General features: G+C 41.8%; 29 protein-coding genes, 1 tRNA gene and 1 pseudogene. 20 read left to right on the plus strand and 11 right to left on the minus strand.

What is annotated here, in order from left to right; translation table 11 throughout:
- Positions 1-57: 57 nt before the first annotated feature.
- A complete protein-coding gene (locus QNH28_RS11615) occupies positions 58-1,113 on the minus strand; it encodes a LacI family DNA-binding transcriptional regulator (protein WP_283911498.1) in 1,056 nt (351 codons plus the stop codon).
- A 232-nt stretch (positions 1,114-1,345) separates the two neighbouring features.
- Between QNH28_RS11615 and QNH28_RS11620 the strand changes: the two genes are divergently transcribed.
- Positions 1,346-2,374 carry an ABC transporter substrate-binding protein gene (locus QNH28_RS11620; protein ID WP_283911499.1) on the plus strand — a complete coding sequence of 343 codons (1,029 nt, stop codon included), beginning with the start codon at positions 1,346-1,348 and terminating at the stop codon, positions 2,372-2,374.
- Between the two features lie 114 nt (positions 2,375-2,488).
- Entirely contained in the window at positions 2,489-4,084 is a 1,596-nt protein-coding gene (locus QNH28_RS11625; RefSeq protein ID WP_283911500.1) for a helix-turn-helix domain-containing protein, read from the plus strand.
- Position 4,085: 1 nt separating this feature from the next.
- On the opposite strand, the gene QNH28_RS11630 is transcribed toward QNH28_RS11625, so the two are convergent.
- Positions 4,086-4,277, minus strand: a complete 192-nt coding sequence (locus QNH28_RS11630) for a DUF6199 family natural product biosynthesis protein (RefSeq protein ID WP_283911501.1) — start codon at positions 4,275-4,277, stop codon at positions 4,086-4,088.
- 550 nt (positions 4,278-4,827) lie between these two features.
- Here QNH28_RS11630 and QNH28_RS11635 point away from each other — a divergent pair.
- The 3 genes from QNH28_RS11635 to QNH28_RS11645 all read left to right on the plus strand — a co-directional run bounded on the left by QNH28_RS11635 (position 4,828) and on the right by QNH28_RS11645 (position 7,245).
- Positions 4,828-5,724, plus strand: coding sequence for an SDR family oxidoreductase (locus tag QNH28_RS11635; protein ID WP_283911502.1), 897 nt, complete (start codon positions 4,828-4,830; stop codon positions 5,722-5,724).
- 272 nt (positions 5,725-5,996) lie between these two features.
- Positions 5,997-6,302, plus strand: a complete 306-nt coding sequence (locus QNH28_RS11640; RefSeq protein WP_283911503.1) for a hypothetical protein — start codon at positions 5,997-5,999, stop codon at positions 6,300-6,302.
- Positions 6,303-6,432: 130 nt separating this feature from the next.
- Entirely contained in the window at positions 6,433-7,245 is an 813-nt protein-coding gene (locus QNH28_RS11645) for a YncE family protein (protein WP_283911504.1), read from the plus strand.
- Between the two features lie 50 nt (positions 7,246-7,295).
- Here the strand turns inward: QNH28_RS11645 and QNH28_RS11650 are convergent, their stop codons facing one another.
- The 3 genes from QNH28_RS11650 to QNH28_RS11660 all read right to left on the minus strand — a co-directional run bounded on the left by QNH28_RS11650 (position 7,296) and on the right by QNH28_RS11660 (position 8,669).
- Positions 7,296-7,523: a DUF2642 domain-containing protein gene (locus QNH28_RS11650; RefSeq protein ID WP_283912124.1), complete on the minus strand. Its 228-nt coding sequence runs from the start codon at positions 7,521-7,523 to the stop codon at positions 7,296-7,298.
- A 138-nt stretch (positions 7,524-7,661) separates the two neighbouring features.
- On the minus strand, positions 7,662-8,339 hold the full coding sequence (locus QNH28_RS11655; protein WP_349655045.1) for a DUF1796 family putative cysteine peptidase: 678 nt from the start codon (positions 8,337-8,339) through the stop codon (positions 7,662-7,664).
- A gap of 81 nt (positions 8,340-8,420) precedes the next feature.
- Positions 8,421-8,669, minus strand: coding sequence for a hypothetical protein (locus QNH28_RS11660; RefSeq protein WP_283911505.1), 249 nt, complete (start codon positions 8,667-8,669; stop codon positions 8,421-8,423).
- A gap of 217 nt (positions 8,670-8,886) precedes the next feature.
- On the opposite strand from QNH28_RS11660, the gene QNH28_RS11665 reads away from it, so the two are divergent.
- The 4 genes from QNH28_RS11665 (at position 8,887) to QNH28_RS11680 (ending at position 10,644) form a co-directional block, all read left to right on the plus strand.
- The gene (locus QNH28_RS11665) at positions 8,887-9,372 is read left to right on the plus strand and encodes an NUDIX domain-containing protein (protein ID WP_283911506.1); all 486 of its coding nucleotides are present in this window, start codon (positions 8,887-8,889) and stop codon (positions 9,370-9,372) included.
- Positions 9,369-9,809, plus strand: a complete 441-nt coding sequence (locus QNH28_RS11670) for a hypothetical protein (protein WP_283911507.1) — start codon at positions 9,369-9,371, stop codon at positions 9,807-9,809. The genes QNH28_RS11665 and QNH28_RS11670 overlap by 4 nt, the downstream gene beginning before the upstream one ends.
- A 4-nt stretch (positions 9,810-9,813) precedes the next feature.
- Positions 9,814-10,080: a hypothetical protein gene (locus QNH28_RS11675; protein WP_283911508.1), complete on the plus strand. Its 267-nt coding sequence runs from the start codon at positions 9,814-9,816 to the stop codon at positions 10,078-10,080.
- 324 nt (positions 10,081-10,404) lie between these two features.
- Positions 10,405-10,644, plus strand: a complete 240-nt coding sequence (locus tag QNH28_RS11680; RefSeq protein ID WP_283911509.1) for a hypothetical protein — start codon at positions 10,405-10,407, stop codon at positions 10,642-10,644.
- A 98-nt stretch (positions 10,645-10,742) separates the two neighbouring features.
- Here the strand turns inward: QNH28_RS11680 and QNH28_RS11685 are convergent, their stop codons facing one another.
- On the minus strand, positions 10,743-10,883 hold the full coding sequence (locus tag QNH28_RS11685) for a hypothetical protein (RefSeq protein ID WP_283911510.1): 141 nt from the start codon (positions 10,881-10,883) through the stop codon (positions 10,743-10,745).
- A gap of 511 nt (positions 10,884-11,394) precedes the next feature.
- On the opposite strand from QNH28_RS11685, the gene QNH28_RS11690 reads away from it, so the two are divergent.
- From QNH28_RS11690 to QNH28_RS11700, 3 genes are read left to right on the plus strand one after another with little or no spacing between them, the layout of a single operon-like run.
- Positions 11,395-13,380 carry an AraC family transcriptional regulator gene (locus QNH28_RS11690; RefSeq protein WP_283911511.1) on the plus strand — a complete coding sequence of 662 codons (1,986 nt, stop codon included), beginning with the start codon at positions 11,395-11,397 and terminating at the stop codon, positions 13,378-13,380.
- Positions 13,367-14,416, plus strand: coding sequence for a FecCD family ABC transporter permease (locus QNH28_RS11695; RefSeq protein WP_283911512.1), 1,050 nt, complete (start codon positions 13,367-13,369; stop codon positions 14,414-14,416). Before QNH28_RS11690 ends, QNH28_RS11695 begins: the two co-directional genes overlap by 14 nt.
- Positions 14,413-15,420: a FecCD family ABC transporter permease gene (locus QNH28_RS11700; protein ID WP_283911513.1), complete on the plus strand. Its 1,008-nt coding sequence runs from the start codon at positions 14,413-14,415 to the stop codon at positions 15,418-15,420. The genes QNH28_RS11695 and QNH28_RS11700 overlap by 4 nt, the downstream gene beginning before the upstream one ends.
- A gap of 328 nt (positions 15,421-15,748) precedes the next feature.
- Here the strand turns inward: QNH28_RS11700 and QNH28_RS11705 are convergent.
- The 3 genes and pseudogenes from QNH28_RS11705 to QNH28_RS11715 all read right to left on the minus strand — a co-directional run.
- Positions 15,749-16,006 (minus strand): annotated as a pseudogene (locus QNH28_RS11705) (GNAT family N-acetyltransferase); the annotation flags it as partial.
- Positions 16,007-16,313: 307 nt separating this feature from the next.
- Positions 16,314-16,385, minus strand: a tRNA-Val gene (locus QNH28_RS11710).
- Between the two features lie 130 nt (positions 16,386-16,515).
- The gene (locus tag QNH28_RS11715; protein ID WP_283911514.1) at positions 16,516-16,818 is read right to left on the minus strand and encodes a phosphatidylinositol kinase; all 303 of its coding nucleotides are present in this window, start codon (positions 16,816-16,818) and stop codon (positions 16,516-16,518) included.
- A 271-nt stretch (positions 16,819-17,089) separates the two neighbouring features.
- Here QNH28_RS11715 and QNH28_RS11720 point away from each other — a divergent pair, with 271 nt between their 5' ends.
- The 4 genes from QNH28_RS11720 to QNH28_RS11735 all read left to right on the plus strand — a co-directional run bounded on the left by QNH28_RS11720 (position 17,090) and on the right by QNH28_RS11735 (position 19,359).
- Complete coding sequence (locus QNH28_RS11720) at positions 17,090-18,166, plus strand: site-2 protease family protein (protein ID WP_283911515.1); 1,077 nt, start codon at positions 17,090-17,092, stop codon at positions 18,164-18,166.
- 104 nt (positions 18,167-18,270) lie between these two features.
- Complete coding sequence (locus tag QNH28_RS11725) at positions 18,271-18,483, plus strand: hypothetical protein (RefSeq protein ID WP_283911516.1); 213 nt, start codon at positions 18,271-18,273, stop codon at positions 18,481-18,483.
- 107 nt (positions 18,484-18,590) lie between these two features.
- Complete coding sequence (locus QNH28_RS11730; protein WP_042187292.1) at positions 18,591-19,034, plus strand: GNAT family N-acetyltransferase; 444 nt, start codon at positions 18,591-18,593, stop codon at positions 19,032-19,034.
- Between the two features lie 85 nt (positions 19,035-19,119).
- On the plus strand, positions 19,120-19,359 hold the full coding sequence (locus QNH28_RS11735) for a DUF3892 domain-containing protein (protein WP_283911517.1): 240 nt from the start codon (positions 19,120-19,122) through the stop codon (positions 19,357-19,359).
- 87 nt (positions 19,360-19,446) lie between these two features.
- On the opposite strand, the gene QNH28_RS11740 is transcribed toward QNH28_RS11735, so the two are convergent.
- Positions 19,447-20,184, minus strand: coding sequence for an MBL fold metallo-hydrolase (locus QNH28_RS11740; RefSeq protein WP_283911518.1), 738 nt, complete (start codon positions 20,182-20,184; stop codon positions 19,447-19,449).
- Between the two features lie 164 nt (positions 20,185-20,348).
- On the opposite strand from QNH28_RS11740, the gene QNH28_RS11745 reads away from it, so the two are divergent.
- Positions 20,349-20,903 (plus strand): copper amine oxidase, encoded by a 555-nt coding sequence (locus QNH28_RS11745; RefSeq protein ID WP_042187298.1) that lies wholly within the window; start codon positions 20,349-20,351, stop codon positions 20,901-20,903.
- An 80-nt stretch (positions 20,904-20,983) separates the two neighbouring features.
- Entirely contained in the window at positions 20,984-21,295 is a 312-nt protein-coding gene (locus tag QNH28_RS11750; RefSeq protein WP_042187300.1) for a DUF1292 domain-containing protein, read from the plus strand.
- A gap of 130 nt (positions 21,296-21,425) precedes the next feature.
- On the opposite strand, the gene QNH28_RS11755 is transcribed toward QNH28_RS11750, so the two are convergent.
- Entirely contained in the window at positions 21,426-22,901 is a 1,476-nt protein-coding gene (locus tag QNH28_RS11755) for an aminotransferase class I/II-fold pyridoxal phosphate-dependent enzyme (protein WP_042126789.1), read from the minus strand.
- 96 nt (positions 22,902-22,997) lie between these two features.
- Between QNH28_RS11755 and QNH28_RS11760 the strand changes: the two genes are divergently transcribed.
- Both QNH28_RS11760 and QNH28_RS11765 read left to right on the plus strand, forming a co-directional pair.
- On the plus strand, positions 22,998-24,287 hold the full coding sequence (locus QNH28_RS11760; RefSeq protein ID WP_283911519.1) for an MFS transporter: 1,290 nt from the start codon (positions 22,998-23,000) through the stop codon (positions 24,285-24,287).
- Between the two features lie 290 nt (positions 24,288-24,577).
- Positions 24,578-25,174, plus strand: a complete 597-nt coding sequence (locus tag QNH28_RS11765) for a hypothetical protein (RefSeq protein WP_283911520.1) — start codon at positions 24,578-24,580, stop codon at positions 25,172-25,174.
- Positions 25,175-25,375: the final 201 nt, after the last annotated feature.

Raw genomic sequence — 25,375 nt, forward strand, 5'->3', positions numbered from 1 at the left:
ATATAGCAGCTTCACGGAAAAATATGTGGATTTCTTCAGCGAAGGATTGATCTTAAGCTATTTCTTCGGCGGTTGACAGGAATCTCTCTCTACTAAACGAGCTGGAAAGCTGATCGTGCTAAATGTCGGCTGCTGTGAATCACATAGCTCGATTACTTTTTCCACTGCAGCCTTAGACATTTCATAGATCGGCAAGCGTACAGAGGTCAGCTTAGGCTGAATACGGGATGCTAGCTGAATGTCATCAAAGCCGACCATGGAGAGATCTTCAGGGACAATGATTCCGTGTTCGGAGAACGCTTCCATCGCTGATATAGCCATATCATCGTTGGAGGAGAAGAAGGCTGTTGGTAAAGATTCTCCAGAAGCAAGAAGCTTCTTAACCTCTTCGTAAGCAGTCTCTTTCAGAAAATCACCTTTCAGGATAAATCTCTCATTGATAGGCAAGCCATGCTTCTTCAGTGTATCTTCATAAGCCGTATAGCGCTCTCGTCCAGAGTACGTATTCATCTGTCCACAGATAATACCAATCTCTTGATGACCTAGAGAGATCAAATATTCAATCGCTTCTGTGGTGCCCTCGTAATCTTTGGAGTTCACAATGGCCAGATGATTGCGGTCAAGATGTTCCGACATAATCTCAGAAATATCGTAATCAATTAATACGAGAGGAGAGTCGAGCCCTACCATTTCTCGGACGATATTAATATCCTTCTGAGTGCCGACAATGATACCGCCGTCAATCCGTTTTTGAAGAAAAGCTTGCTTAACCTTGATAAAATCGTCGGGAGAGTACACCGTATGAATCAATACATAACATCCGCGGGCATTCGAGGTGTCGACTACGGCATCAACGAATGGAGCAAAGTAATTGTTCTGATAGATTCGGGTAGTATTCTCCTTTTCGTTCATACTGATGGCGAAGAGGCCGATCGTATCGGTCTTCTTACCGGCTAAAGCTCTTGCAAAGCTGTTCGGTTCGTACTGATGTTGCTCAATGACCCGCAGCACTTTGGCTCGGGTCTCTTCAGGGACGTTGGAATAGTTGTTGATCACGCGGGATACCGTGCTTCGGGAAACCCCGGCCAACTTAGCTATATCTTCGCTGCGCATGTTTCCCCTCTTTTCATAAACGCGCGTTTATGAGTTTATTGTAAGCGAAAGCTAGGTACAAATCAATCGTAAATAAAAAGAAATTTGTGAAGAAGTGAAGAAACTAGTTAATAGTTTGTATAAGATTTTTGCGGAGAAAGTGCATTGAAAGCTATAAAAGTCATGCTACTATTGTGTTAATGATTATTGAGAATGATAATCAATGAAAATATAGCACTGGAGTGAAGGGATAATGGTAAGATGGGGTCGGAAGTTTTTGTGGGCAGCAGTACTTATTGTGGTAATGACCGCGCTGGCGGCATGCGGAACGGATAGCAGTACTACGAAAGATAACGTTGCTAAGACAGAGAATGCAGGGGAATCAACCTCAGCTATCAACAACAAGCCAACCGAAGGAAGTGGAAATGCCTCAGCCTCAGAAGAGGGTGCAACTCGGACGATTACAGGAGAATTTGGAGATGTTGAGATTCCAGTCAAGCCTAAACGGGTGGCCGGGATTTACGTTGAAGATTATTTGAAGGCTTTGGGGGTTACCCCGGTGGTCCAGTGGTACCATCCAAGCTGGGGCAAACAGGATTATTTGAATCTGGATGTACCAGAATTTGATATCACCGGAAGCATGGAGGTGCTTCTGGAAAAAGACCCTGACTTGATCATTGCGGACGGAGGGGCGGATGCGGCGAGGTATGAACAATATTCCAAGATAGCACCAACTTATCGTATACCTGAGGCGGCGCTGCAGGACTCAAGACAAGTGCTTACAGCGATTGCTGATGCGCTCGGCATTCCGGAGAAGGCTGAGGCTGTGCTCGCCGAGTATGATCAGAAGGTTGCAGACGGGAAAGCTAAGCTGCAGCAGGCCCTGGGTCAGGAAAAAGTAGCAGTGATCCGGCTCAACGTAGCGGACAAAACCTTTGCTCTATTCGGTGTTAAAAACCGTTTTACTGGTGTGATTTATTCTCAATTTGGCCTAACACCCGTGCCTATGGCTGCAGAAATGACCGAATATCAATCTATTATTTCCGAAGAGCTTATTCCTCAGCTCCAAGCGGATCACATCATCGTGTTCCCTGACAACGGAGGATGGGATACTGAAGGGAATCAGGAAGCGATCCAAATCCTTGATGGCCCGTTGTGGAAGAGCCTGCCTGCGGTGAAGAAAGGGAATATTTATAGAATGGAACGTTCCCACTGGCAGACTGGTGCCATAACAGCCAATTCGATGAAGCTTGATGATTTGCTGAAAGCTATGGTGAAATAACCGGAAGCTGCTTTAAGGAATAGCAAAAAGAAGGTCTATCAGCACCCTTGATAGACCTTCTTTTTTGTTTTAAACTGAAGTGAATGAAAATGGTTCTCAATTGGGGGCGGGAAAATGGCAAAAGATGTGCAAGACAGCAATAGAAGAAAGCTGTTCTATAGCTTGATTAATATAGAAACCCAATCTTTGTCAGGAAGCGGACAGAGTGAGGTGTTTCAGGATCACACTCTAATCATTGTATCGGAAGGACAGGGGTACGTTGAGGCTGAGATGAGGCAGTTTCCACTGGAAAAAGGTGCTGGGTTCTTGTTCGAACCAGGGCTATTAAGCAAAATCAGTGCTGAGGAGCGGGGACTTAGCTTTTATCGGCTTACTTTTGAAATCATCGAAACCGGGGAAAACAGGCAGAGTGAAATGGAAAGAAGGACTAAAGAGGACATCCTTCGATCTGGTTTGCTAAGCTGTAAACCCTTTTCACAAAGTAAATTACTGCTAGAGGCTATCTATCATAGTCGTAGAAGCACGGAAGAGATCGAATGGTTCGCAGGGCATACGCGTTTTCAGGAACTATTACTGCTAATCATGCGTGCAAATTCCTCTGTCGTTCAGATCACGGGTGATCATGAGGCAATACAGCGCTCCATTCACTATATGGAGGAGCATTATAACCAAGCGGTAACCGTCGATCAATTGGCGGAAGTTGCAGGCATTACACGTGCACGCTACACACAAACTTTTAAAGAAGTGACAGGGCGGATTCCCTTGGAGCATTTGAACGGGCTTCGTATTGAACGGGCGCAGCAGCAGTTGCTGCTCACGAATGACCGCTTGCATGAAATCGCGTTATCCGTCGGATATAGCAATGAGTATTATTTTAATCGGCGTTTTAAAAGATCGGTGGGTGTTACGCCCGGCCAATACAGAAGCTTCCATCAGGATGGACTGAGGGTGTTCGCTCCTTTTTTAGAAGATTATCTGCTGGCTCTAGATATTACTCCTGTGGCGCAATATTCTCACGCCGAGTGGGGGAAGCAAGAGTACTTGGCTCTCCATGATGTGCCTGCGGTAGATATTTCGACTCGTAATTGGCAGGAGCTCTCCCGGTACACGCCCGAATTGATCTTGCTGGATAATGGCTTTCATCGCTGGCATCTGGAGGAGTGCAGCCGGATCGCTCCGTTGTTCAAGCTGCCTTTTCATCAAGAGGATTGGCGTGCCACTTTGTATTCCGCAGCAGCGGTCTTTGGCAGAACGGAACGTGTCCAGGAAGTGATCGGCAATTATGAGCATCAGGCACAGCAAGCCAAACGGGTGCTCACCCGTTCCGTCCATAGTCAGACCATAGCTTGTTTAAGAATATCAGCCTATGGAATCACTCTTTATGGATGTGAGCATTTGGGATATACAGGAAGCGTGCTCCATCATGATTTGGGTTTACAGCCCCATAGCTTGGTTCGGAAGTTGACCCATGGAAAGAATCGAGTGAACCTGACAAAAGAAGAGCTTGCAAATCTGACAGCGGATCATTTGTTCATTACCTTTGATCGGATTGAAGGAGGAGGACGGGAACTGCTGGATACCCAACTCTGGCGCAGCTTGCCTGCTGTGCGTAACGGCTGCGTATATGAGGTGGATTTTATGGCCTGGATGAATTACGGCGTATTGTCGCATCAGCGCAAGATTGAGGATGTGTTAAGAGCGTTAGGATAAGTCAGAAACTAGACCAGATAAAAAAGAGGACAATAAGTGCCACTATACTGCTGACACGGGTCATTAATAAATAAGCCTCACTCGGCTCAACGTCACCTTTGACCATCCAACCGTATCTCATGTACCATCCGAATCGTGGAAATAAGATGTTAAGTAGCGCTAACAGAACAAAGAGGAAAATAAAAAAGCCCATGATTTATCACTCCTTTATGTAATGTATACGCGAGACTGTATGGAGGGTTCCCCCGCTCAAAAGTGAGTTTCCATATATTTATTTAAGCTCATGCAATATAGACTGATAAAAACTGCAAATTGCTTAAGGAGATGATAAATCGTATGGAACATTCGGGTCTTTTTTTCGGAGGGGGAGTAGGTGTTTTGTTCTTTTTAATTTGGTTGCTATCAATTGGATTGGGGATCTACTTTTTCGTCCTGCTTGTAAAATTGGCACGTAGAGGAATAGTGGCCTTAGATTTATACATTTACGCTAAAAATCGTGAAATACGTACTCGTTATGAGTCGGTTCAAGAAAGGTCAGAGGAAAATTAAGGCCATTAAATGATCAATGATACTTAGAGTATGTGATACCCTAGCCACCTTATCAGGTAGTTGGGGTATTTTTGTGGAAATATTCAGGACTATGCTATCAATGAGGTATGTTTAGCGGTGTACTGTTGTGTTTACATAAAAAAGAGTTCGTTAAATAAAAAATGTATTTCTAAAAATAAAGGAGGAATTGATCGATGTCTAACCAATATACGATGCAAGATCCTACCACTCAGTACACCAAGGCCGGACCTGAATTTCAACAGCAACAACAAGAGCCAGGACTACAGAAGAAGATGAATCCCGTACCTGATGCAGGTGAAGATACCTATCAAGGCACCGGACGTCTGACTGGACGAAAAGCGATTGTTACCGGGGCGGACAGCGGTATAGGTCGTGCTGTTGCGATTGCTTTTGCTCGTGAAGGCGCAGATGTTGTCCTATCCTACATGCCAGAGGAAGAAGAAGATGCAAAGCAGGTTCTCAAACTAGTGCAAGAAGCAGGACGTACCGCAATCGCCATCCCGGGTGATCTTAAGGATGAGGAATACTGTGAACAGCTCGTCGATACTGCGGTCAAGCAGTTAGGTGGGATTGATATCCTAGCCAATATCGCAGGCAAGCAGCAATTCGTGACAGATATCGCTGATCTCACCACAAAGCATTTTGACGATACATTTAAGACGAACGTGTATGCTATGTTCTGGCTGTGCAAAGCGGCAGTGAAACATATGCAGCCGGGTAGCACCATCATCAACACTTCTTCCATTCAAGCCTATAATCCTTCGCCGATCTTATTGGACTACGCGACGACTAAGGCTGCGATCAACACATTCAGTAAATCTCTCGCCCAGCAAGTCGCTGATAAGGGGATTCGAGTTAATGTAGTGGCGCCAGGTCCTGTATGGACACCTCTTCAAGTGGTGGGTGGGCAACCAGAGGAAGTGCTGAAGGAGTTTGGTGCGAGCACACCACTAGGTCGTCCGGGACAGCCTGCAGAGATGGCTCCGGCTTATGTATTTCTTGCTAGCCAGGAATCGAGCTATATTAGTGGTGAAACGCTAAATGCCAATGGCGGAACTCCAACTCCATAAAAATACTCAGCGGAACATGGATATTGTAAAATATCAGCGAATCCTACAAAAGTACCCTACTAATTTCAGCTGTGGGGTGCTTTTGTTTTTATATAGAGAAAGGAGTATTATAGAATTTGAGACTTTTTATCCCATTATTTTCATGGAATATGATCTACAACTGATCAAGATTGTCGAATACATAGATTTCCTGCGATTACCCAAGAAATAATTTGAGTTGGTACCGTGTTAAGAGTTTAGTGTAAACCATAGAAAGAACTAGGGGCTGTGTTATGCGTAAAAAGAAACTAGCAATACTTATCATTTCCTTTGTCCTAATTATAGTGTGTTTTCCATCAGGAGCAGTCTTTGCGGATAAAGAAAATGGAGCTGTAATGGATAGTGGAACAAAGGAAAGGCTGATGGAAAAGTATGATCTTGTAGAGCCTGAACCTGCAAATCCATCATCACATTGGAGTCAAAATGATGTTGGAGTCAGTAACCCTATTGCTATATTTATAAGTATCAGTAGGTTGTATCTGAATCCATATGTTTTTGCTGCGCAAGAAATGATTGATTATTTGCTCGAAGAAAACTAATGGTTTGTAATCGCAAAAGTATTAATACGGTGAAAACACAAAAAAATTATACTTGAAAGTGAACTCTTGTACTTCAGAATAGAAAGTACTAAGAGAATTAAAACATAATGATTTACATATAGGGGGCGCCGTGAAGAAAAACATCGTTATTTTATGCCTTGCATTTGGTTTAAATGGGCTTTTATCTTCTCACTCCCTGGCTTTTGAGAGTTCTTATGAAGGAACAATTAAAATGAAGAAACCATTTAGGGCATGGCAGGGTGTGGGATCTAATGGGAAGACCGTGTATGTCACCTCAGATCGTTCGGAGAAGTTCACCCTTTCGAATACAATTTCTGTATATGATCTTGATGGCAATTATATAAAGGAGTTAAAAAGAGCATACACCGGAACGGACAAGCATAATCGGTTTATGTCATTTGGTGATTGTTATGTTTCTAGTGGTTTTTTATATGCCACTGTTTATAATTTTAATTCAGCACCACCAGAGAATGAGCGAATTAGTAGAATAGTCAAGTACAGCTTGGCGGATTTAAAACAAGTCCATGTATTCGATATCGGTGATGGAACGGCAGAATCGTTAGCGAAATTTAAAGGATTTTTCTGGATAGTATATCATGACAAAAATGAGATTAGAAAATTTGATGCCCATTTCAGACTGCAAAAAAGATACCCACTTTCAGGAATATTTGGAGATGAAGGTGGATATCAAGGCATTTTTTTTGATGGGGACAATCTTTATGCAAATCTACATGGCTCAAATAAATTTGGGGAGAAGTATGCTCAGGGGTTAGATAAGTATTATTTTGATGGTGATTCTTTCAAGTTTATAGAGAGGATTAAACCACCTACCTATGGAAGTGGACAAGGTGTAGAGAAGGTCGGAAATTCAATTTTCTGGGTAGATCGCCCTGGTAATCGAATCATTATTCAAAAATTATAAAGACGTGTCAGTGCAAAAAGGAGCTGTTTCCAGCTCCTATAGTCTTTGATCTATTCTGGCATTATCCAAACAATCTCGCAAATACGTACAAAAAATCTTCTGCCTCGCGTATCTAAAACTACATGGTCTGGTTTAACATCAACGACACATCCGCTGATTCCGCCACGAGTGGTTTCTAGAACAACTTGTTTCCCAATTACGCTTTTTAGAGTTTCTACGACGTAGGCATCAACAGGGTAGACTATAACAGATTGAGGCATTTGGTTCATTTGATGCATTTGAAAATTATTCAATGGATTACCTCCCAGTATTTTATACGCTATTCTATGCACCCGCCCAATTAATGTTCTAGGCAGTTTATTATGTAGTCATATACAACAAAAATGACCCGGAAGAGGGCCATTTTTATTCTGATTTTAAGGGTTAGTTAATTGCATATCTTTCAAAATATAATCCCAGCTATCATAATCGTTCATATCATCAGGAAATTCTAAGACGCAAATATTATTAATATTCCAGTTGATTTCTCGTACAGATGTTAATTCACTCACGGGATTAAGGATTAGGACAGTGAATTCGTTCGGTGTTAAAATTTCAGACAAAATCGCTTGTAGCTCTACAGCCTGTTCGTATGTGGCGAACCATCTAATGAATAAAATTTTTTTACTGCTTATTAATTTATCCCAAAATCTCTTAATTCGTAAATCCAGCTTTGCTTTATAAGATGGATAGGTCGTAGACCAATGTTTCCCCAAGGCGATTGGAAAATCATGTACAGAGATAATGTTATAAAAGGTATCACGAATAAAATACGATTTCACTAAAGCATTCTTGTTTCCATTAGGATAAGCGGGCACTCCATCCTCCAGAAAAAAATGTGTCTCATCGAGCATTTGCAGATTTGTTAACTCCATGAAATTCTGAAATCTGTTCTTATAAAGTCTATTAACATCAGTTAATGAATAAGTAATCATCCAGTCGAGAGGCATAGAGAATGTTCTCAGGTTACTTCTTTGCATATTTATAGCAGGTGCACAAGACATACCTAAGCTTACGATTAAATCATAGCTTATCCTCACATCTTGTAATTTCATGGACTCACCTAATTTCAATCAGATTCAGGTTTTATTCACCGTTAAAAAAAGAGCAGCACTAAAACTGCCCTCTGAAAAATATTAATGGCGTTGTAACAGCAAATAGCCGCTAATACTTGAATTTTTTTTACGAAACACCACTTTAAAACCAACGTCGTTGTCTAATAAACAAGCTAAGGCAGTGTTAAGTAATCCATTGGGTCTCAAACTAGGTCGACAAGGCTCGGCATTTCCAATGATGCGGACAGAAGTAATCCTACGTGCAGATCCACGAACCAAAGGATTTCTACTCCAAGTGATCAATACTAAATCAGGCTGACGAGTTGCCATTATGATCTACCCCTTTCTATTAAGCTTCTCTATATAAAATGCACAATAGATTTTAATGTGCTGAACAGAAGCGGAGTGAGTGGGAGGAAATATGAATAAGTTACTACATTAAATAGCGAATTTGATTCATAACACCGTACGCTTGGGCGGAGTATTTGATCAAAGATCAAATGCTTTTTTATTTTCATTTATGAGAAGCTAAATAGGGGGGGACACGATGAGGAAAGGGAAACCGATTAAAAAGAAGGTATATGGATTTATTTTGCAAGAAAATGAAGTTGGAGAAAAGACCTTATTAGTTTATCTTAATGTACAAGAAGTACCTTTTAGATTGGTAGGTGGAAATGTCGATGACGGGGAAACAGAAGAAGAGGCGTTATTTAGGGAAGTTCAAGAAGAAAGTGGACTTAAACATTTTAAATTAGTAAAGAAGATTGGAACACAATATTATTATAAAGAGTTTATAGACGCAAATGTTGAAAGACATGACTACCTTTTAATTCCAGAAACAAGATTACCTGAAAAGTGGAGTTTCACTGGAGAAGGTGAAGGAGAGGACTGTGGAACTGTTTTTAACTACCAGTGGATAAAACAAGATGAAATATACTTATTAGATAAAGAGTTTAGAGAATATATGTCGGAAAAATATATACAAGAATTGTTTGGTGATCAAGTCCTAAATGATTATTCGAAGCAGATTTGAAAAAGCATAAAATTGGTGGGATTACTTTGCGTGTAGTTGAGCATATCATGTTATGGTTTGTTTCGACGATTTTATTCACCTTGGCCTTTTTTGGATTAGAGCTCTTGGAAGGACATAAAATCAGTACGACCGAATACTACGGGTTTCAAAATATAGGGTTTGTTTTTATTTTCTTAGCTTTTCTTTTTTCAGCCGTTCTTTACCCAATTGTAATTTTTCCTTTATCTTGGGTTGTTCGGATGATTGCAAATCCTTTAATTAGCCGCATATTGATATTGCTTCTGAGTGGTATCGGGGGATACATTTTCTTTTACAAGGTGTACGATGAACGCTTTATACGGGAGTATCATTTGAATAGTAGCATAGCCATTATTCTTTTTGGTATTGCCGGTTCCATTTATGTCTTGGTGGATTATTATCTTGATAAGAGGAGTTGAACTTATGAGCTATTTTGAAAGAGTTAATAAGATATCCAACATCTTATTTTGTGTTTTTGGATTATTTTTTATTTTGACTATAATTTTCTTTTCTACTAGCAGCTTCTCAGAAATATTACGTTATAATTTCACAAATGACTTAAGAGGAGCAATGATTACAGTAATTAGTTTTATGATCTCTTTATTTTCACTTGTCTTGGGCATTACTTTGAAATGTCTTGTAAAAGACTCTGATGAAACGACTCAGCTACTTGCCGCACGAATAAAGTAGTTGTTGAATTCTGAAGCGTGCATAAAAATACCTGCTAACCTGGGTGGTGGCATCATTTGCACCCCCTAAATCACTGAAACCATTATATTGGATATTCGTATTCCTATAAAATGATGCTGAAAGGTCGTGCGTGATGGATAACGGGTATTTTGTTGGATGGGGTACATTAGCATTAATAAATGCTGGGTTAGCGCAAGGTAAAAATAGAAGTGGTTTAAACTGGTTTTTAATTTCTTTGCTTTGTGGCCCATTGGCTACATTTTTTCTTGTAATATCGAGTAAGCTGCAAATTCATTAGCCCATTATATTTCGGGAGGGGATTTTTTGCTGAAAGCACTAAGGCTGCTCGGTATACTATTTAGTGCAGCAACAATCATTCTGGTGATAATATTTTTCCGTGGTGAGGATCAAGTCATAATGTCTTGGACAATGCTGGGGATGTGCGGAGCTCTGATTTTTAATGGAGGAGCTACCTATTTTAAAACTAAGGATAAAATGGCTGCTCTGTCTTTGATTGTTGGGATTGTACTCTTAATATTCTCGCTTACTCAATTTCCGTTTTAATAAAAAGCCCCATCAACCAATAAGGTCGGTGGGGTTATTTTATGTTTTTCCCTTTTTTTCATTAATAACGTGTTTCAGCATGTTGCTGCAGGCTATCCTTATTTCTTTTTCTTCTTTGTGGGTCCGATCTGGCGCTTTACTTTATTGTTCTCATCTACCTCAATAATATAGATGTCCTTCACAGTACCGGAAAGAGTAAACCATTCACGTAGAGCATCAGCTTCAGTCATTGGTCCCAATATTCGTTTCCCCCTATAACATATAAAAAACACTCCTACTCCTTAGTGAGTTTGCGAAAATGCAATAATCCTCATAACGATTCTCATTAACTATTTTCAGTGAGTCTCATTATTTTATATTAATGCTAAATTATAGGAGATGCAATGTTGAGAGATTGTTCCTGTTAGTTCAAGTAACGTTTATATAAGGAATCATAGGCATGAGGCACCATAAGGAGAGTAAACGGTTCCAGAAGAATAGAAATCAACGCTAAGCGAATTTGAGGTCATCAAAGAAGGTTATTGGAAAGGTTGGGGGCACCTTAGACCAGTGGTTTTAGTGGGTGTTTATAGATCCATGATGATGTTATTTTTGACTTTTCGAAGTTCATGCGAAGCTATCAGCAAGCACGATACCAAACAGCGATTGACAAAATAGAAGAGCTGCCTAATACTAATTGATAATCATTATCATTGTTAAAGATGTAATTAACTTAAATAGATTGTGTAACGGATCGGAGTGAAATGCAAGATGAAGTTGGAAGATCATATTGCCGCATGGAATTATGCAGCCGTTAAAGTGCTGGATATTCGACATGCTGTGATGGAGCCTGGGGACAAGCTGCAAGGCTATATATTACCTGCATGTGGATTTATCTACTGTGTGCGGGGTGCGGCTAGCTTGAATCTCAACGGCATAGATTACGATGCAGACCGTCATTTTATTGTGCATGGTGGCAAGGGGATGAGACTGAGCATAGAGGCAGGGAAGATTTTTGAATACTATTTATTATTCTATAGAGCCTCTTTACCAGGAAGAAAGGATTTAGCAAGACTTTTGGAACGTAGCAATCCATTTCGGATGCAGTATGGCTTCGAGTCTTTGGAGCCATTGCCACTACACTATCAACTAATGGCAATGGAACAACTCTGGGCACAAGGAAGCTTATTGGAAAGAATTCAAGTTAAAGGCTTGTTCTATCAGTTTATACATGAATTATTGAAGCAGTTTACAAAGGATGGAATTAACCTCAGGCAACCAGATGTCATTGGGCAGGTTGTCCGTTATATTGAGGAGCATTATCGTCACAATTTATCACTAGAATCTATAGCCGAGCAATTTAATTATAGCCCTCGTCATTTATCAACGCGTTTTAAAGGGGAGACGGGGTTCAGCTTGATTGAATATTTGATACGATTCCGGCTTAAACATGCAGAAGAGCTATTACGATGTACCGATGCTCCACTTCGCGAAATTGCAGAAGAAGTTGGATATAGCGATGTATATTACTTCAGTCGTATGTTCAGTAAATACAATGGTCAATCTCCCATCCGATTCCGCAAGGAAAGCAGGCTGGTGAGCTCATCGGACAATCGTCCATTTACCACCGCCAAATTCTCCATTGGCGAGCACATATCCTCCCGATATAATGTTATTGAGTATGATAATCATTATCATTACTATTACCATAATGAAATAACCGGAGGGTCTTCAACTATGAGATTAACAAAGACATCAAGTTTTATTGTAGCGATGCTGCTTAGCTTTACCTTGCTTTTAAGTGCATGTGGATCTGCAAGCGTTGGTTCTAATGCCACGAATTCTAATGGATCCAAAGCTTCTGAAGTTACATCATCACCAGCAAATAATTCAACTGCAACTGACAATGCCAATAAGGAGGCACAGACAAGAACCATCTCTACAATAAAGGGAGATATTGTCGTTCCAGCTAATCCAAAGAGGGTTGTCGTGTTATACCTTCAAGGGGATCTTGTTGCCCTCGGCATTAAGCCAGTAGGTACTTCAAGTGTCTTTGAAGGAGCGGCCTTTGCAGAAGAGCTGGGGGGGATTGAAGATCTAGGTTCATGGTATGAGCCTAATCCAGAGGCTATTATGGCAGTAAAGCCGGACTTGATCATAGCTGCTTCTGAAGAAACTTACGAAATCCTTAAGGATATTGCACCGACCATTCCAATTCCTTATGAAAAAATGGCGACGGATGAACGTATAATGAAGATTGGCGAGGTATTTGGCAAGGAGCAGGAGGCACAAGCTTTATTAGATAATTTCCACGAGAAGTTGGAGAGAAGTAAGCAGAAGCTTGATGAACTTGGAATTTTAGATAAGACAGTAACCATTATCGAGGGCGGCAAAAAAGAGATGGCGGTGATCGATAGCAAGCTTTACGGAAGAGGCTCTCAGATCATTTATGAATATTTAGGACTAAAAGCACCAGAGATTCTTCAGAAGAAGATTGATGGCAGGGAGAAGGCTACTGGAGGGTTTGTTTCCTTAGAAGTGTTACCTGAGTATATAGGAGACTTCGTGTTCCGCTCTGTATGGGATGGGGCTGATGATTTGTCGGACAACCCCATTTGGAACAGCATTCCAGCAATCAAAGAAGGTAGATTGATCGAAATTGGGTTTGATTTTTCATATTATTCCGATATCTACTCTCTTGATAAGCAGCTAGATTTTGTAGTTGAGAAGCTAGTGTCAGCGTATGAAAAAAAATAGAAAGCTAGATGATAGAACAACTGTTATCCCTAATTTAAGAGGGAAATCGTATTTCGGTCTGTTTTTACTCTTAGGGATATTGCTGCTGCTGCTTTCAGTAGCAGCTTCTATCTCTTTTGGTTCTGCTTCCATGAGCCTGAAGATGGCATGGACAGCGCTTTTTAATTTTGATCCTGAACTGACCGAGCATCAGATTATTCATGCCCTTCGTATTCCGCGTACGGCGGCTGATATTATTGCGGGCATGTGTCTCGCGGTAGCAGGAGCGGTTATGCAAGGCTATACGCGAAATCCCTTAGCCGATTCGGGATTAATGGGAGTAAATGCAGGAGCTGCTCTTGCAATGGCCGTTACATTAGTTTTCCTTCCAGGGCAATTGCAGACGACAACCTTGCTAGTTAGCTTTATTGGCGCAGGACTTGGTTCAGGATTAACGTATCTTGCTGCTTCAATGAATCGTTCAGGAATGACACCTCAACGATTGGTGCTAGCTGGAATATCAATTACAATGCTATTTGGAGCTGTGGGATCATTTATCTCATTAAACTATGGAATTGGTCGTGCCCTTGCTTATTGGACTTCGGGTAGTGTGGCTGGAGCAACATGGATGGAAATTAAGCTAGTTATTCCTTGGTTTTTAGGTGGGCTGGCTTTATCATTATTCATTGCACGCTCTATCACTGTTTTAAACTTGGGGGAAGAGATTGCGAAAGGCTTCGGGCAACGGATCGTTCTCGTTAAGATGATAGCTACGCTTGCGGTCCTTTTACTAGCGGGTGTAGCTGTTGCACTTGTAGGGCCAATCGGCTTTGTAGGGTTGATTATACCGCATATCATGCGTTTTTTTGTAGGTGTAGATTATCGTTATATTATTCCGGCATCAGCCATTTACGGTGGCGCACTTATGGTTGTGGCAGATATTGCAGGAAGGCTGATTAATCGTCCGGCAGAGACAGCACTGGGCATTATTTTTGCAATGATTGGTGTTCCTTTCTTCTTGCTAATTGCGAGCAAAGAGAGGAGAGCCTTCAAATGAATGTTGTTAAATCGCATAAGGCTACAATATGGATTCTTTCTCTCATAATACTGCTTATTGCAGGAGCTATTCTTAGTCTTAATATGGGAAAGGTATCTCTGAACCCACTTGAAGTATTTAAAGTATTGCTTGGACAAGGTCCAGAGGAGCATAATCTCGTTGTTTATAAGTTTCGTCTTCCTCGGATCGTATTAGCGATACTCGTTGGATTTGGGATGGCACTGGCAGGTGCAGTTATGCAGGCGTTGCTGCGCAATGATCTGGCTGATCCCGGCATGCTTGGTATTAGCTCAGGTTCAGGTCTTATGGTGTTGCTGATTATCTCAACTGTAAGCATTCAAGGCACCGCTATAACATTATTACTGCCGTCTATGGCATTCTTAGGTGGTTTGCTGGCAGCAGCTCTGATCTATATTCTAGCCTATAGAAAACGTCGTATGATTTCTTCTACACGACTTGTCTTGACTGGTGTTGCGATCAATATGGGGTTTAGTGCGCTGTCGTTATTCCTAACTTTAAAGCTTGATGATCAGAAGTATGAGTTTGCGCAGCGTTGGCAAGCAGGATATTTATGGGGGGACAAGTGGTCTTATATCAGTTTGCTGGCACCTTGGGTATTGCTGCTATTCGCATATATTCTTTCCAATTTTAGGACATTGAACGTCTTGGTGCTAGGCAACGAAATTTCGATAGGATTAGGAGTCGCTGTAAAGAAGAAATTTTTGCGTCTGGCGATTGCGGCTGTAGGCATTGCTTCTGGCTGTGTAGCGCTCGGGGGCTCGATCTTCTTTATTGGATTGATTAGTCCGCATGTGGCGCGCAAGCTGGTAGGTCACGACTACAAAGTACTTCTACCAACTTCTGCACTTATTGGTGCACTATTGCTGCTTGTAGCGGATACGATTGCTCGAACGGTCAGCTTTAAGTCGGATATTCCCGCAGGGATTATTGTAACAATGCTGAGTGTGCCTTACTTCCTATATCTATTGATGCGTTCAAAATAAATATCAGAGTTCTTTCCAACGTATAAAAAAGCCTTCTTTATGGGTTTTGCCGCGAGCCCTTATGAGGCTTTTAAAAAACAAAAAACCGCGAAGATCCTTGATTATACAAGGCTTTTCGCGGTTTTTAAATTTCTCTTCTTGGACTTATCTTCTGCTATCATGCAACCCCAATGCTTGGTGTACCAAGTAGAATTACGACTGAGTGTTAGTGGAACAGTGTCGCAGTAGACGCAAACTGTGCAATAAAAAATAATGAAACCCACTCATTGTTATCGCATATGAGCGGGTTGTATTAAGCCTATTACTTTAATGCAAAGAAATAATAAGGTTAGTGATTTGGATTTAATATTGCTAATATCTGATGATCTTCCCAACGGCCGTTAATTTCAACATTTTTAATTGCTATTCCTTCTTTATGAAAACCAGCTTTTTCTAAAACTCGCATGGAACCTAAGTTGTCTGGCATAACTCCAGCTTCAATTCTATGTAAATTGAGTATTTCAAAAGCATAATTAACAACCAGATTAACAGCTTCGGTAGTATAACCTTTTCCATTATGTTCTTGGTCTAAGGAATTAAAAAACCCATTGATATCACTCCTTTTTGGGATTATAGCATGATCTGCCCGTTTGTATAATTCGAATAGTTTCAAATAATTAAGTAATAAAGGGGAGTACTGCGATAGAATTGAAAGGATTGTAAGCAGGAAGGGAATTATATATCATTAAAGCGGTATTTAGGAATTGGTTGGAGGGTAGAAGCAATGATGTTTTCCCAGAGGATCAGAAGAACTGATACGAAAGTAAATCGCGATTCGTATCACAGGGGTTTTTAATAGAATGATAAGTGAAGAGAAAACAAAAAAAGCCTTGAAATTCAAGGCTTTTTCGATATAGGACGGATGGGGTTCGAACCCATGACCCCTACCCTGTCAAGATAGTGCTCTCCCGCTGAGCTACCGTCCTGCGACGAATTTCATAATACCATATGATAGAGTAGGATGGCAATTCTTTTTTTACAATCTATAGGGATGATAGTTTACATAGTCTTTAAAATAAGAAAAAAGGGGATGCCCGACATCCCCTTTGCACCATCTTAGATAAAGAACGGAAGCAAAAACAAATCGCTTATTCCGTAAAAAGGAATGCGTCGTGGATAGAAGCGGCGTCTTGGGTAAAAGCCTGGACGGAAGCCAAATTGTCTATACGCCGATTCTTTTGTAGGCATTCCGCTCATTTGTTCAACCATTTCATTGCTTGGAACCGCAAGGGTAACATAATTTTGATCCACATGAGCAATAAAGCCATCAAATGATTGACCGTCAGTCATTGTAACACCAACGTATTTGTTCATACAATTCCAACAGACCTGTTGATGAAAATTTGTATTTGATTCCATGGATATCCTCCTCAATTGTTTAAATCCTGATAACAGTCTATGGCCCTTTGCCTACAACGTTCACGGCGTTTGCCTAGAAGGTAATCATAAAATTGAGGAAATAGGAGTAAAAATTACCCATTATTTGTTTGACGCTGAAACGATTATAAAAGTTGCGTCGTATACTTAGCCAAGTGCTTTTTTTTGGAAATACTGCTTAAGCGCTTATGATAAAATGGGTGGTAATGTACAGTAATTAGATAAAAATTGAAAGAAAAAGGAGCTTGAGATCTTGCCGCAAAATGAGCAGAAAAAGAATTCTTCCTCGCCATGGAAATGGTTAGGGGGCGGGGCGGCGATGCTCCTGTTTAAAGGAAAGGCGATTTTGTCCCTTCTGAAAATAGGTAAAATTGCCGGACCGTTAATTTCAATGATGATTTCGATATGGGCGTATGCTTTGATTTATCCTTGGGGGTTTGCCGTGGGTTTTGTCCTGCTCTTGCTAGTCCATGAATTAGGACATGTAATAGCAGCGAAACGAATCGGGCTTCCAGTCAGCGCTCCACTGTTTATCCCTTTTTTGGGAGCTTTAATTACAATGAAAAAACAGCCGCTGGATGCCCAGACGGAAGCTTATATTGCTTTTGGAGGTCCGATCTTAGGAACCATTGGGGCTACAGCCGTTTTTGGGGCGGCTTATTATATGGATAGTCCACTTCTCTATTCCTTGGCTTATATTGGTTTTTTACTTAATTTGATCAACTTGCTGCCGATTCACCCGCTTGACGGTGGCCGTATTGCTACTGCGGTTACGCGTTGGCTGTGGCTTGTGGGTCTAGTGGGCGGTTTAGCCATCATCATCTATATGCGTTCGATCTTATTCTTTATTATTTGGGCATTATTTGCTTATGATCTGTACAACAAATATGTTAAGAGACGTACAAACAATCGCCTTTATTCTGTAACCAACAGTTTCTTAATTCCAGTGGAACCACTCAGAGATGCAGGCTACATGATTCCAGGACCTGAGCATAGAAGAGATTTACCTTTTACCACTTACAGTGATTTGGATAGACAGCAGTATGTTGGGGTGAGATGGGATCAACTGAACTACATTGGTAGAGCTACACTTCCGCAGCAATGCATAATTGAAAAGGTACGGATCTCGCAGCTAGAGCCTGTGACCCTGGAGAATGGGCTTCATCTTAAGATGAATTGTGATATCAGCTATTCAGTCTACGAGAATGATAAGTATTACGATGTGCCAGCCAGCTCACGCTGGAAATACGGTATTGCTTATTTTGTATTAGCTGGATTTCTGGCAGGAATGATGTATATGGTTCATGCCGTTGGAAATGTGAATCTTTAAAGGGAGGAATCAGGCAATGAAGTCCTCCAATGGTTTATAAAGCTCCTGAACCGTCAAAGCTGTAATGAGAATAACCGCAGTTGAACGGTGAAAGGAGTAAAACCATGCCTAAAATTTTGAAATGGGAAGTCGGCGTTTCTCTTCTGTTGCTGATGATTGTGGTAGGGTGTTCCGAGGCGAAGCCAACAAAAGTTATGGAAATCAATGAGATGACCAACCTAGATGGAAAGGCGAAGGGTCAGTACCCTCCATTGTCGCCAGTGATGCAAGACACATACAATCGTTCGATTCCTGAAGAAGTATATTCTGTAGATTAGGTAGCGACAGAAGATGATTTCTCATGTTCAGGCTTTTCTTTCTAGTCAAATTTTTATATAATAGACAACTATCGTTGGATACATAGAGAGAGGAGCTTGGGACTAACATGGCGGCAGAAATCTTACGGGTAACTACAGAGGAACAGCTTCAAATGGGGCTGGATATTCGTACCAAAGTATTTGTAGAGGAACAAATGGTACCAGCTGAGGAAGAAATTGATGAATACGATGTTATCGGTCCGAATGCGCACCATATTCTAATTATAGATGAAGGTGTACCTGTGGCTACGGGAAGATTGATTTATTACAAAGCAGGTACCGCCAAAATGCAGCGTATCGCCGTCCTGAAAGATTATCGAGTCAAAGGATACGGACGTGTTCTGTTGCTAGCTATGGAAGAACTTGCTCGGGAACTTGGACTGGAAGCTTCGATTCTTGATGCACAGTGCCAAGCTGAGAATTTCTACAAAAAGCTAGGTTATGAAGTGATTTCTACGGAACCTTTTTATGACGCAGGTATTCTACATGTACGGATGCAGAAAACGCTTTAAGATTTGCGCACATAATTTACCGTCCCATTACGCAAGCTAGGATGTGCCTTATGATGGCAAATCCAAGTGCAAGGGGCGAGCTGAAGTGTCAAATAACGAACGCGAAAGTTTCGTAGCCGTACAGAAAAATGGAGACGGAGATTTAACGAGTTTCCAGACCTCTACAGGACGTGTCCTGGCGTATGACCAAGCGCTTCAAGAAGTGGAGGCCGGAAATATTGCCGGAGTGAATGCTTTTAAAGGTAAAGATGGAGGAACTTATATTCGCGGCGATGCGGATGGGGACCCAACCAACAATTTGGACAATCTTCCGAGTTTCTCATAGTTCAAAAGGTAAAGACCGTACATACGTCATCGGACGTCATGTACGGTCTTTTTTTAATTTATAGGAAGTATAAGCATCACACTATAGTCAGAGTTTATAAATTACGTGCTGCTCTATAAACTCCAACTCTCCTGTAAGCCCGACGAATTGAGGTTGTTCATCGCTATAATGCATAAGCTTGATGATTCGTCGAACATCTTCAGGTAAAGACATTAACTCTTCCAGGGTAGTGTGAACAACACCTGATCCACCAAGCTGGCAGTCATGCAGAATCATTCGGATGCCGCGCTCGCGTACAAGGCTTATAAGTAGATCCGGCTGAAAAGTCATATCTGCACTGTAGAAAATTTCGTTATTTATTAGAAGGGAATAGCTATCTTTGCCTGGAATATGCGGCGTATGTATGATCTCGAGCGAAAGGGATGGAGCGAGCTTGTACGTAATTCCGGGTTTCATAGGTGTAACCTCGAAGACATCGGTCAAGGATGTTACAGCATCTTTTTGATATAATCCACCCTTTAAGGTGTTATTCCATAGAGGCTCAACAAGCGTCTCAGGTAAATGTAATCTCATTTTTTTCCCGTACACGTGCTTTAGCGTGAGCGCTAGTTCTTCCAGACCGCCTACATGATCCGCGTGGATATGCGTAATTAGAGTAGCGTTCACGTCACAGAAGGATTTTCCAATGGTATGCACGGCAAGCGGAGCTGTAATCCCGCAATCAATCAGTAGGGTATAATCATCAGCTACTAGCAAGCCATTATTGTTAAAATAGTTTTTTGCAAAAGCGTTGCCAGTTCCTAGCATTTGTAGGCTCAGACTCATAAGAAAGTACCCTCCTGAAATCGCTGTTAGCTAACATATCAACTTTGAACAAATCCATAATATCATTTTTCGCAAGATGAATGAAATATTTACCTACAACTAGCGCAACTTGCTGAGACAAAGTAAGTATACATTAATAGCATGAATTATTTGGAGGGTTTCAAATGAATAGATGGAAAAAAGTCACTTTATGTGTGTTTGCTTTTTCCTTGATGGGTGGCTCCTTATTGTTTGCCGATTCTGTGAGTAAGAAAATCAGGGTATGGAACAACGGGACGGAAATTGTGGACGGCGGTTATTTGATTGATGGAAAAACATATATTCCCGCTAGAGAAGCAGGCGGGGTTGTGAATTGGGATGGATCTGGAAAAGTGACGATTCTTAAGCCTAATGTTCATATTGTTCTTTTTAAGGATAATACGGTTTTTGGTAACGTAAACGTAGGCAAGCTTAAGATTAAGATATTAACCCAAGTAGATAGCTTAACAGAAGAAGTTTCAGCTGTGAAAGTAGCCATAACGGACCCATCTGGTAACGTTAAGGATATTCAGTCGCAGGAGCTTGAAGGCTCGCAGAAGGATAATTTCTGGTTTCCGACCTCGGAGTTTACTTATGATTTTAAAGAAACCGGCAAATATCGGGTAGGCTTCTACATGAAAGCTTCCAAAAATGCGGATTACGTTCTTGTGTCAGAAAAGGTAATTACAGCTCTTAATTAAGGGTTCTAAATTGACCTGAACTAATCTAACGTGGTAGTATACCAGATGTAGGATAATACAATTCAAAGTGAGGTATTACAATGAGCGATCACAAACATGAGCATGGTGAAGCATGCGGTTGCGGGCATGATCACGACCATGAGCACGAGGAGTTTGTGCTGACCTTGACGAACGAGCAGGGCGAAGATGTAGAAATGGTATTGGTTGAAACTTTCGACATCGGTGAGAAACTATACGCGCTGCTGTTAGAAAAGGAAAATCCTGAAGCGGATGGCATTATTCTGCGTATGGAAGAAGAAGACGAAGAAATGGTATTGTACAATATCGAAGATGAAGAAGAATGGAAAGCTGTTGAAGAAGCTTACAACAATCTGCTTGCTCAGCAAGAATAGATTTTAGCGACTAAATTAAGCTGTTCTATTGTGTATATGACAGTTGATGTTTATATACAGAAACCCGATACTTATTATGGTATCGGGTTTTTGTATAAATGAATGAATTTTTTTAGGAAAATGATGGGTCTTAGGAAATAGGATCGGCTTCAACAATTACTTTTATGTTAGTGATGCTGCGATCTTCAGGACCTTTAACCGGAAGTCCGATCTCCACATGGTCAATAATATAATCGATGTTATCCTGAGTGATAACTTCGCCAGGGAGAAGAATAGGAATCCCAGGCGGATATACATATATAAACTCTGCAATAATGTAGCCAGCAGATTCACGGAATGGAACTAACTGCGTATCCGCATAAAAAGCGTCCCTTGGAATCAGAGCAAGCTGTGGAATTTCTGGAACCTGAACCTTAAGTTCGTAGATTTCACCCTTGCTATAATGAATGGCGGATAACACCCGAAGTGCAGCTAATAATTTATCTACTGATTCTTGGGTATCACCTGGGGTAATAAGGCAAAGAATATTATACATGTCACTTAGTTCTACTTCGATGTTGTACTTCTCGCGTAGCCAGTTTTCGGTTTCGTAACCTGTGATCCCTAAATGGCGCACATGAATGTTGAGCTTAGTTGGGTCATGATCAAATGTTGCTTCTGTCCCAAGGATTTCTTTTCCAAAGCTGTACAGGCCTTCGATCGTATTGATCGTTTCGCGTGCGTAGTTAGACAGTCTGATGGTTCTTTCCGCCATTTCATGACCGTTCAGCGCGAGATTGCGTCTTGATGTATCTAAAGACGCTAGTAAAATATATGAGGTGGATGTTGTAGTCAGCATGCTCATAATGGTCTGTACCCGTTGCGGGTTAATCAGACCCGTCTTAGCATTCAGATTCAGTACCGAGCTTTGCGTCATGGAGCCGCCAAGTTTATGCACACTAGTGGCAGCTATGTCCGCTCCGGCCTGCATGGCCGATACCGGCAGATCCTCGTGAAAATGAATCAGTACTCCATGTGCCTCGTCCACCAGTACGGGTACACCGTAACGGTGAGCCAGGTCGACAATCGAACGCAGGTCGGCGCATACACCGAAGTACGTGGGATTGATTACTAGAACTCCTTTGGCGTCTGGATGACGCCTTAACGCTCGTTCCAGCGAACTGGTCGTTATGCCGTGATCTATCCCGAGATTCTCATCCTGAACAGGCGAGACAAACACAGGCTTGGCTCCGGAGAAAATAATGGCCGACATTACTGATTTGTGAATGTTACGCGGCACAATTATTTTATCACCCGGTGAGCAGACAGAGAGGATCATCGTCATGATGGCATTGCTCGTGCCCTGTACGCTAAAATACGTATAGTCGGCGCCGAAAGCCTTCGCAGCCAGCTTCTGAGCTTCCTGGATTACTCCAGTTGGCTGATGTAGATCATCAAGCGGTGCGATGTTGATTAGATCGATGGATAGAGCGTTATCGCCGATAAACTCACGGAATTCGGCATCGGTTCCTAGCCCCTTCTTATGCCCCGGAATATGGAATTGAACGGGATTGCCGGCGGCATGCTTTTTTAAAGCTGTGAAGAGGGGAGTACGGTGTTGATTCATTTAATGCTGTCACAACCTTTCGCGAATATTAAAATTTAAGGCAAGCATCAGTATAACAAAACAATCTACAGAATACTAGGATTTGGATGTGATAGAATGTCCACGAAAGCTGCGCAACGTACACATATCAGTTTGACGTCGCCATTTATCATGGAGATGTGGGTAATTATTTTTTTAGTTGAATTTGTGAAAGGGTCACTACTTGTCGCTTTGTTACCCGTGTATATGGAGAATATTTTGGGCCTATCTGTTACAGTAGTAGGCTTTGCCTTTGCACTCCAGTATTTGGGGGATAATCTATTCCGCAGTCCTTCTGGCTGGGTCATGGAACGCATAGGATTTCGCTGGACCATGACAAGCGCCTTGTTGTTGATCCTAGTAGCTGTTGGGATGATAATATATGCCAAAACAGCAGTTACGCTCTCGATTGCCTGTCTTATTCTTGGAATCGGGACATCCCCGCTTTGGCCTTGTGTGATGACCGGAATAACCGAATTGGCGGGATCTACTAAAAGCGGCAGCAGTGGTGCAGCTATGGGGGCAGTTGAGATGGCCTCGCTCGCAGGAACGGGAATCGGTCCGATTGTAGTAAATTTTTTGATGGATCATGGGGGACAAAGCTATCGTGTAGCTTTTTTAGTCCTGCTAGGATGTGCTGCTGTAGTAGTTGTGGTTGCCCTATTTCTACCTAAGAGAATCTCGACAAGTGGAGCTCATGCAGTTGTAAGGGACATGCAGGGGCTCGGCGGAGCAATTGAGCGTAAAAAAATCAGTCCATTAGAGAGTATAAAAAGAACACTACATCAGGTCAGAACGACGCTTAAAGTCAGTCGCCTACTATATCCGGCCTTATTTCTTCAGGCTTTTGCCATTGGCTTGATGACCCCTGTTGTTACCTTGTTTGCACGTACGGAGCTGCATGTTAGTCCAAATCAGTTTAGCCTACTTCTGATTGCAGGTGGTGGGATTACGGTGCTCGCGCTTATTCCAGCAGGCAAGCTGGTAGACCGAATAGGAACAACAGCGTTTTTGAATATTGGCTTTTTGCTCGCCGCCTTTTCGCTTGCCCTGTTCTCACAGGTACGCTGGCTACCGCTTGCTTTTGTAGCGGTGGCATTGGTCGGTATAAGCTACGCGCTTATTCTCCCGGCATGGAATGCCTTTCTGGCTAAGCAAGTCCCTAAAGGGGAACGTGGGACTGTGTGGGGCCTATTCCTGACCCTGCAAGGCTCAGGAATGGTGGCAGGGCCGGTGATATCAGGGAGACTCTGGGATCATGTAGGTCATGGTGTCCCTTTCCTGGCAAGTGCAATTGTAATGCTGCTGCTCTTCGGGCTGCATCTGCTAATTGTGCATAGAACGAAGCTGAAATTTAAAGCTAGTTGACCTGAAATATGAAAAGCCGCTGACAACCCGAGAATTAGTTGTCAGCGGCTTTTTTAGGAATTAAAAGGACTAAATGAAATGAAAAAATCAATCAGCGTTTGGAGAAAGTGTGTTGCGGGTAAAAATAGTCAATAAACCAAGTTACCGCTACATAAACTGAAGTATAAAATAAGACTAAGACGTACGCAAAAAGTAGTCTATTACATGAAGAGGTCCGGCAGCCATAAATACTCTGGTATTGAACGAATGGTCTTGACTTTGCAGATGTGAAGTAGTTAGGGGGGAGTGCCGTGAACAAAAACGACGAGGTAGAGTATTGTAACCTGGAGCTGCGTTTCGACAGACAGCATATCCAGGACCTGATCAAGGATTTGATTCAAAAAGGTTATTCCCTATATTGGAGCGAGAACGAACAGGTCTTTGTGATTTCGGTCCGTACGGGTCGTAAACTGGTGAAATTACGTTTTCAAAGGATCAAAGACGGCTATAAACTCGTGGGTGACTATATGATTCGCGATGCTCGCTTGTCAGAGTGGATGGAGAAATTAATTGGGGATATGCGAGGCCATGCCATTGTAAAGCGTTTCCGGGATCGTCAGATTATTATTGAGAATATTTTGTTCGGCGAAGTGATTCGTCTTGTCGAAATCTCGGGTTATCAGCAGCGAGTATTATATCAGAAGGGGCCTATGCTCACAGACGAGGAGCTAACCAAGCTCTATTATTCTGTTGAAGGGGAAGAGCGGATTCGCCAGCGTAGGATTGAAGTGGATGAGCAGCTGGATCGTTTAAATGATGCACTTAAAGCTGAAGATACGGTTCGCGTGGACAAATGCCGAGCTCAGCTCACCTTTTTGACGAAGGAATTGTATATGTTAGAATGGTGAGCAAGGTGTCGGGCAAATGTTGCTTAGGGGCACCCCGAACTTCGGGGTGTCTTAGATTTGTTTGAGAACTTGCAGACAGGGGTTCACTTCTGACGCTAAAAACGTTAAAATAGTCATTGTGATCATTTTCATGTTGGCAATGATTTTGTCAATGAATTTGATCTCTGTTCGCAGGGCAGGCTTTGCTGTCTCTGATAAAGG

It is taken from the genome of Paenibacillus sp. G2S3 (assembly GCF_030123105.1).
GTDB lineage: Bacteria > Bacillota > Bacilli > Paenibacillales > Paenibacillaceae > Paenibacillus_AQ.

Bases quoted from the DNA above. Each gene is read 5' to 3' on its own strand.
- QNH28_RS11615 (WP_283911498.1), bottom strand. From the start codon at position 1,113: ATGCGCAGCGAAGATATAGCTAAGTTGGCCGGGGTTTCCCGAAGCACG.
- QNH28_RS11620 (WP_283911499.1), top strand. From the start codon at position 1,346: ATGGTAAGATGGGGTCGGAAGTTTTTGTGGGCAGCAGTACTTATTGTG.
- QNH28_RS11625 (WP_283911500.1), top strand. From the start codon at position 2,489: ATGGCAAAAGATGTGCAAGACAGCAATAGAAGAAAGCTGTTCTATAGC.
- QNH28_RS11630 (WP_283911501.1), bottom strand. From the start codon at position 4,277: ATGGGCTTTTTTATTTTCCTCTTTGTTCTGTTAGCGCTACTTAACATC.
- QNH28_RS11635 (WP_283911502.1), top strand. From the start codon at position 4,828: ATGTCTAACCAATATACGATGCAAGATCCTACCACTCAGTACACCAAG.
- QNH28_RS11640 (WP_283911503.1), top strand. From the start codon at position 5,997: ATGCGTAAAAAGAAACTAGCAATACTTATCATTTCCTTTGTCCTAATT.
- QNH28_RS11650 (WP_283912124.1), bottom strand. From the start codon at position 7,523: ATGCATCAAATGAACCAAATGCCTCAATCTGTTATAGTCTACCCTGTT.
- QNH28_RS11655 (WP_349655045.1), bottom strand. From the start codon at position 8,339: ATGAAATTACAAGATGTGAGGATAAGCTATGATTTAATCGTAAGCTTA.
- QNH28_RS11660 (WP_283911505.1), bottom strand. From the start codon at position 8,669: ATGGCAACTCGTCAGCCTGATTTAGTATTGATCACTTGGAGTAGAAAT.
- QNH28_RS11665 (WP_283911506.1), top strand. From the start codon at position 8,887: ATGAGGAAAGGGAAACCGATTAAAAAGAAGGTATATGGATTTATTTTG.
- QNH28_RS11675 (WP_283911508.1), top strand. From the start codon at position 9,814: ATGAGCTATTTTGAAAGAGTTAATAAGATATCCAACATCTTATTTTGT.
- QNH28_RS11690 (WP_283911511.1), top strand. From the start codon at position 11,395: ATGAAGTTGGAAGATCATATTGCCGCATGGAATTATGCAGCCGTTAAA.
- QNH28_RS11695 (WP_283911512.1), top strand. From the start codon at position 13,367: ATGAAAAAAAATAGAAAGCTAGATGATAGAACAACTGTTATCCCTAAT.
- QNH28_RS11700 (WP_283911513.1), top strand. From the start codon at position 14,413: ATGAATGTTGTTAAATCGCATAAGGCTACAATATGGATTCTTTCTCTC.
- QNH28_RS11715 (WP_283911514.1), bottom strand. From the start codon at position 16,818: ATGGAATCAAATACAAATTTTCATCAACAGGTCTGTTGGAATTGTATG.
- QNH28_RS11725 (WP_283911516.1), top strand. From the start codon at position 18,271: ATGCCTAAAATTTTGAAATGGGAAGTCGGCGTTTCTCTTCTGTTGCTG.
- QNH28_RS11730 (WP_042187292.1), top strand. From the start codon at position 18,591: ATGGCGGCAGAAATCTTACGGGTAACTACAGAGGAACAGCTTCAAATG.
- QNH28_RS11740 (WP_283911518.1), bottom strand. From the start codon at position 20,184: ATGAGTCTGAGCCTACAAATGCTAGGAACTGGCAACGCTTTTGCAAAA.
- QNH28_RS11745 (WP_042187298.1), top strand. From the start codon at position 20,349: ATGAATAGATGGAAAAAAGTCACTTTATGTGTGTTTGCTTTTTCCTTG.
- QNH28_RS11750 (WP_042187300.1), top strand. From the start codon at position 20,984: ATGAGCGATCACAAACATGAGCATGGTGAAGCATGCGGTTGCGGGCAT.
- QNH28_RS11755 (WP_042126789.1), bottom strand. From the start codon at position 22,901: ATGAATCAACACCGTACTCCCCTCTTCACAGCTTTAAAAAAGCATGCC.
- QNH28_RS11760 (WP_283911519.1), top strand. From the start codon at position 22,998: ATGTCCACGAAAGCTGCGCAACGTACACATATCAGTTTGACGTCGCCA.